This is a genomic window from Candidatus Magnetaquicoccus inordinatus (assembly GCF_004217665.1).
Taxonomy (GTDB): domain Bacteria; phylum Pseudomonadota; class Magnetococcia; order Magnetococcales; family Magnetaquicoccaceae; genus Magnetaquicoccus; species Magnetaquicoccus inordinatus.
Genome location: NZ_RXIU01000231.1, coordinates 1 through 5,659 on the forward strand (window position 1 = coordinate 1; position 5,659 = coordinate 5,659).

The window sequence follows — 5,659 nt, forward strand, 5'->3', positions numbered from 1 at the left end:
CGTCAGCAGCAGATTGTCATGCTTTTCCAGCAAAGAGAGGCCATTATCTTCGGCAAAATCGACATAGGCTTCATCGAGAACCACCACTCCCGGAGTTTGCGCACAGAGAGCCGAGACCGTGGCAAGCGGTACCACATGGCCAGAGGGAGCATTGGGTCTGGCCAAAAAGATCAGGGCAGGTTGTTGTGCCACCAGTTCGGGCAATGGCAGTTGCCAGTCGGTGTGCCAGGGGATGCCGATACATTGGGCGCCCTGGATTTGACAGAGACTGTGATACAGAGAGTAGGTGGGTTCAGGGACGGCCACACTGGCTCCGGGAGCTACAAAGGTACGCATCAGGATGGTGAGCAGGTCATCGGAGCCGTTACCCACCAGGATCTGCTCGGGATGGAGCCCATAAGCGGCAGCGGCAGCCTCTCGTACCGGACGCGCTGAGGGTTCCGGATAGAGGCGCATGCGGTTAAAATCGGCTTGTGCCAGGCTTTGCAGGACGGCGGCAGGCGGTGGGTAAGGGTTTTCATTGGTATTTAATTTAATGAAGGGACGTGCTCCATCCGGCTGTTCTCCGGGCTGATAGCCTGCCATGGCCAACACTTCGGGCCGTACCCAACGGCGAATATTCATGAGGGAACCTTTTCGTTTGTGATCCGGGAGGATATACTCAACACGGCATGGATTGCCCGTGCGCGCGGCAAGCGCCATGCTCGACATCTCCAAACCGTGGTGACCGTGACTCCAATGGAATTTATCCTGGCGATAGCCCAAGTCAATCCTCATGTTGGTGCCTTGCAGGAGAATATGCGCATGATGTTGCGTCAGATTCGTGCTGCGCAGGCTGCTGGAGCAGCGTTGGTGGTCTTTCCTGAATTGGTTTTGACCGGCTATCCTCCAGAGGATCTGCTGCTGAAGCCGCTTTTTTTGCAACGTTTGGCAGAGGTGGAGCAGCAGTTGCATCGAGAGTTGGCAACCAGCGGAGTCGATGTGATTTATGGCACAGTCCGGCACGGTGGGGAAGGGTTGTTCAATGCGGGAGTGTTTGTCTGGGCCGGGCAGGAGGTGGGCTATGCCGCCAAATGGCGCCTCCCCAATTATAGTGTCTTTGATGAGCAGCGCTATTTTGTGGCTGGGGATCGGGTACAGATATTTCCCTATCGCGGGGTGATGCTGGGGATCACCATTTGCGAGGATATGTGGCATACGGGAGAACCTTTGGCCAGTCTGGCGGCGCAGGGGGCCAGTTTGATCATCAATCTGAATGCTTCCCCCTATCATGTAGGCAAGCAGCAAGAGCGGGAGGAGATAATCCGCCAACGCATTGCCGAACATGGTCTGCCGGTGGTCTATGTCAATCAGGTGGGTGGTCAGGATGAGCTGGTGTTTGATGGTGGCTCCTTCGTGATGAGTCAGGATGAGCACGGTGCGGTGCAAAGGATAGTACGGTGCCAGTTTTGCGCCGAAGATCTGCGTTTTGTCCGGGTTGGCGCACGGATGGAGGCGCCGATTTTGTTGCAGGCTCTTGCTCTGGAGGCAAAAGAGGCAGAGAGTGAAGGGACGGTGGAAGAGGAGGTCTATCAGGCTCTCTGTCTGGGACTACGCGATTATGTGGGTAAAAATGGCTTTTCCGGAGTGGTGTTGGGGTTGTCGGGTGGCATCGATTCCGCTTTGACGGCGGTGATTTGTGCCGATACCCTGGGGGCAGAGCGGGTGGAGGCGTTGATGATGCCCTCACGCTTTACCTCGGTGGATAGCCTGGAGGATGCGGCAGAAGAGGCGGCCATCTTGGGAATTCGCTTGTCAGAAATCTCCATCGATCCGCTGTTTGCGCAGTTTCGTCAGCAATTGGCCCCTTTGTGGCAGCAAGAGGGGGAAACGGCAGTTGGCGAAGATGTGACTGATGAAAATATTCAACCCCGGATTCGCGCCACTTTGCTGATGGCGGTGGCCAACAAACGCAGCAAACTGTTGATCACTACCGGCAACAAAAGTGAAATGAGTGTCGGTTATGCGACCTTGTATGGCGATATGGCGGGCGGATTTTCGGTGCTCAAGGATCTGCTCAAAGATATGGTCTATCGTTTGGCGGCAGCGCGCAATCGTTGGGCCGTCGCCCGTGGTCAACGCCCACCCATTCCAGAACGGGTAATGCACAAGCCGCCGACGGCCGAGTTGCGTCCCAACCAGAAAGATTCAGACTCCTTGCCTCCCTATCCGATCCTGGATGCCATTCTGGAACGCTATGTGGAGCAGGAGCAGAGTCCGGAGCAGATTGTGGCAGCAGGTCTCGATGCAGAGACCGTGCGGCAGGTGATTGTGCGGGTGGATCGCAATGAATATAAACGGCGTCAGGCCCCACCCGGAGTACGTATTACCCGCCGTGCTTTTGGCAAGGATCGTCGTTATCCCTTGACCAATGGTTTTTCTGTGCGATGAAACGAGGCAAACAATTCCTGGCTTTAGCGTCTGTGTGCGTCTTGGCGCAGCGGGCGGGACAACGCCTTTCGTGATTGGATGAAAAGCGATGAATGTGTTCAAAAAAGGGGTACGCTCACGACCTGTACGTGGCAGCCAGGTACGCGAGGAGCCATTTGCGGCAGCAGTGGCGGAGAGTCCGGCAGTGGAACTAAGCCGTGCCTCACCGCCAAGCCCTATGCAGGTCGGAGCTTTTTTGCGTCAGGCACGGGAAAGACAAGGGTTGACGATTGCGGAAATAGCCCGACGTACCCGTATTCGCGACGTCTATTTGATGGCTTTGGAGGCAGGAGAGGTTGAAAAGCTGCCCGGCATGACTTTTGTTGCTGGTTTTTTGCGTTTGTATGCCGAGACTTTGGAGCTGGCAGATCGGAGTTTGATTGAGCGCTATTTGGAGAGCTCGGAAAATGATGGCACATTGAGTACCCGTTTTGTGCCAGCGCCGACCACCTCCCGTCACCGTCCTTCGGTAGCGCTGGTGTTGGGTGGCGTGCTGACGTTGTTGATGATGTATTATGTGTATGAAAACTACATTGCTCCGTTCTCGGCATCTTTGCGTCCTCCGCAGTTGCCGGCTACGCAGCCGATGCGTGCCGACTCTTTACCTCCTGGGGCCCGGCACAGTCAGGCCGACCAACCGGATCCGGTGCTGCATGACGGCAATGAAAAAGATAATTTTGCCGAAGATATGTTGGCACGCTTTTTTGAGCATCCCGGTAATGAAGGGGATGGTGAAGAGGAGGAGGAGACTCCGGCAGCAGGAGGGAGCGCTGCTGCCAAGGGCGGCACGATGACTGCTCGTTTGGGGCAGGCGGAGAGTGGCAAACAGAGTGCAGAGGGTGACGAGCCGACAGCCGGTATCTGGCAACGCAGCAAGGAGTGGTGGCAACGGCTGTTCCGCAGTGGCGAGAAGGATCGTGCAGCGGGCGAAAGTCGATCTGTTGCTTTATCGGTGACACCGACAGAGGCGACTCCAGAAAAGGTCATGGAAAGCAAGGCGGGTGGCGGGACAACTGCAGGGGCGCGCAGTGGGAGCACTCCAGGCGCTGCGGCTACAGGTGCAGGGACAGCATCTGCTGTTGTTGGGGCATCGATGCCAAATAAAGTACAGGAAGCAGCGGGTGGCAAAAGTGCGACCACTGTGGGCAAGCCAGCGGCAGAGCCCCCCGTAGCCAAAGCAGCCGATGCGTTGCCTGCTGGCAAAACGGCAGCACCGGGGGCAGGCAAGGTTCAGGAGCCGGTGAAGACGGTTGCCGATTCCAGCAAGAGAGTGGAGCCAGGCAAGGCAACAGAGCCAGCAAAACCCGTAGAGGCACCCAAAGTGGTAGAGGCGCCTAAACCCCTGGAACCGCCTAAAGCAGCCGAGACAGCCAAGGCGGTGGAGAAGCCGCCAGTGGTTGCCAAGGTGGTGGAGCCAATAAAAGCAGTGGAGCCAGCGAAAGCAGTGGAGCCAGTCAAACCGGTAGAGCCAGTGAAACCGGTAGAGCCAGTGAAACCAGCAGAGCCAGCGCGCAAGCCTGCAAGCAAAGAGAGTGGTGATCCATCGACGATAATCAGCAAGCGTTATCAGGAAAAGATCAATAGTCCTAGTGATTTGCAAGCGGAGTCCGAGCAGGCTGTCTCCCTGGTGGCCAGTGAGATGGTCTGGGTGCAGATTCAGGATGAGAAGGGATTGATAGTCAAGGATATGGTGATGCAGCCTAACCATATCTTTCGGGTTCCGGCAGGGGGACGTTTTACGGCAACTTTGGGCAATAGCTCTTCGGTGCGGGTACGAGTTGGCCAGCGTGAATTGCCTCAGTTGGGGAGCGCTGGTGCCGAGGTGGGTGGTGTGGAGTTGACAGCGGAGGCTCTGTTGCGTCGGGCCAAGCCATGAGAGATACACTGTTGAATGCGCCTCGGCGCTATAGCCGTCCGCTGCAGGTGGGTAGTGTCACAGTGGGGGGGGATGCGCCGATCAGTGTGCAATCAATGACCAACACCGATACCCGGCAGGTTGCTGAGACGGTAGCGCAGATTCAGGCTTTGGCGGCGGCAGGAGCCGATATCGTGCGTCTCTCCTGTCCTGATAGCGAGTCGGCCCTGGCGGTGGGGGAGATTGTGCGTCAGGTGTCGGTACCGTTGATTGCCGATATTCATTTTGATTATCGTTTGGCTTTGTTGGCGTTGCAGCAGGGGGTGGCCGGTTTGCGGATCAATCCGGGCAACATCGGTTCCCGACAGCGGGTGGCCGAGGTGGTGCGTGCAGCACGAGAGCGTCGGGTGCCGATTCGCATCGGTGTCAATGCCGGCTCCTTGGAGAAAGATCTGCTGGCTCGCTATGGCGAGCCCTGTGCCGAAGCGATGGTGGAGTCGGCCCTGCAGCACATCCGTATTTTGGAAGATTTGGACTATCCGGAGATCAAGGTCAGTTTGAAGGCCAGTCAGGTGGGGATGACGGTGACCGCCTATCGTCTGTTGGCGCGGCAGGTGGAGTATCCATTGCATTTGGGGATTACCGAAGCGGGGGGATTGTTGACCGGTACGGTAAAATCATCGATTGGTTTGGGTTTGTTGTTGGCGGAGGGGATTGGCGATACCTTGCGGGTCTCTCTGTCGGCGGATCCGGTGGAGGAGGTACGGGTGGGTTTTGCCATCCTCAAAGCGTTGGGCTTGCGCAGTCGTGGGGTAACCATTGTCTCCTGTCCAACCTGTGCCCGGCAGAGTGTGCCGGTGATTGAGCTGGTGGCACGTTTGGAGGAGTGTTTGGCGCACATTCGCGAACCGATTCAGGTAGCGGTGATGGGCTGTGTGGTCAATGGACCGGGCGAAGCGCGCGAGAGTACGGTGGGTTTGGTTGGAGGAGAGGGGGGGAATTTGTTGTATCGGGATGGCAAACCGGTCGGCAAGGTGGAGGATGGTGAGGCTTTGCCGCGGTTGCTTGCCGAAGTGGAGGCTGCTGCTGCCCGTTGGCGTGCCGAGCAGAGAGCTGCTGGTTGAAGGCTCAAATCAGGGCAGTCGCACTTAAAAATCAGAAAATTATTATGGAGGTCCAGGAGGAGATTATCTCCTCCTGGTGGGTGCAGGGCAAAGCCCTGCTGAAAATGTGCGGCGTTTCACAAAAGCGAATGCGTAGCATTCGCGCACGCCGCACAGATTTGTGCCCCGAAGGGGCACTCTTTGGGAGGGCGGACGCCCGACATGCACAGTT

General features: G+C 57.1%; 4 protein-coding genes. 3 read left to right on the forward strand and 1 reads right to left on the reverse strand.

What is annotated here, in order from left to right; translation table 11 throughout:
* Nucleotides 1-624 (reverse strand): pyridoxal phosphate-dependent aminotransferase (locus tag EJP87_RS13570; protein ID WP_193771391.1); only part of this gene is annotated, 624 nt, incomplete at its 3' end.
* A 114-nt stretch (nt 625-738) separates the two neighbouring features.
* Here EJP87_RS13570 and EJP87_RS13575 point away from each other — a divergent pair.
* The 3 genes from EJP87_RS13575 (at nt 739) to ispG (ending at nt 5,448) form a co-directional block, all read left to right on the forward strand.
* Entirely contained in the window at nt 739-2,430 is a 1,692-nt protein-coding gene (locus EJP87_RS13575; protein WP_420886866.1) for an NAD+ synthase, read from the forward strand.
* Nucleotides 2,431-2,518: 88 nt separating this feature from the next.
* Nucleotides 2,519-4,345: a helix-turn-helix domain-containing protein gene (locus tag EJP87_RS18860; protein ID WP_130472408.1), complete on the forward strand. Its 1,827-nt coding sequence runs from the start codon at nt 2,519-2,521 to the stop codon at nt 4,343-4,345.
* Nucleotides 4,342-5,448 (forward strand): flavodoxin-dependent (E)-4-hydroxy-3-methylbut-2-enyl-diphosphate synthase, encoded by a 1,107-nt coding sequence (ispG, locus tag EJP87_RS13585; RefSeq protein WP_130472409.1) that lies wholly within the window; start codon nt 4,342-4,344, stop codon nt 5,446-5,448. Before EJP87_RS18860 ends, ispG begins: the two co-directional genes overlap by 4 nt.
* Nucleotides 5,449-5,659 lie beyond the last annotated feature (211 nt).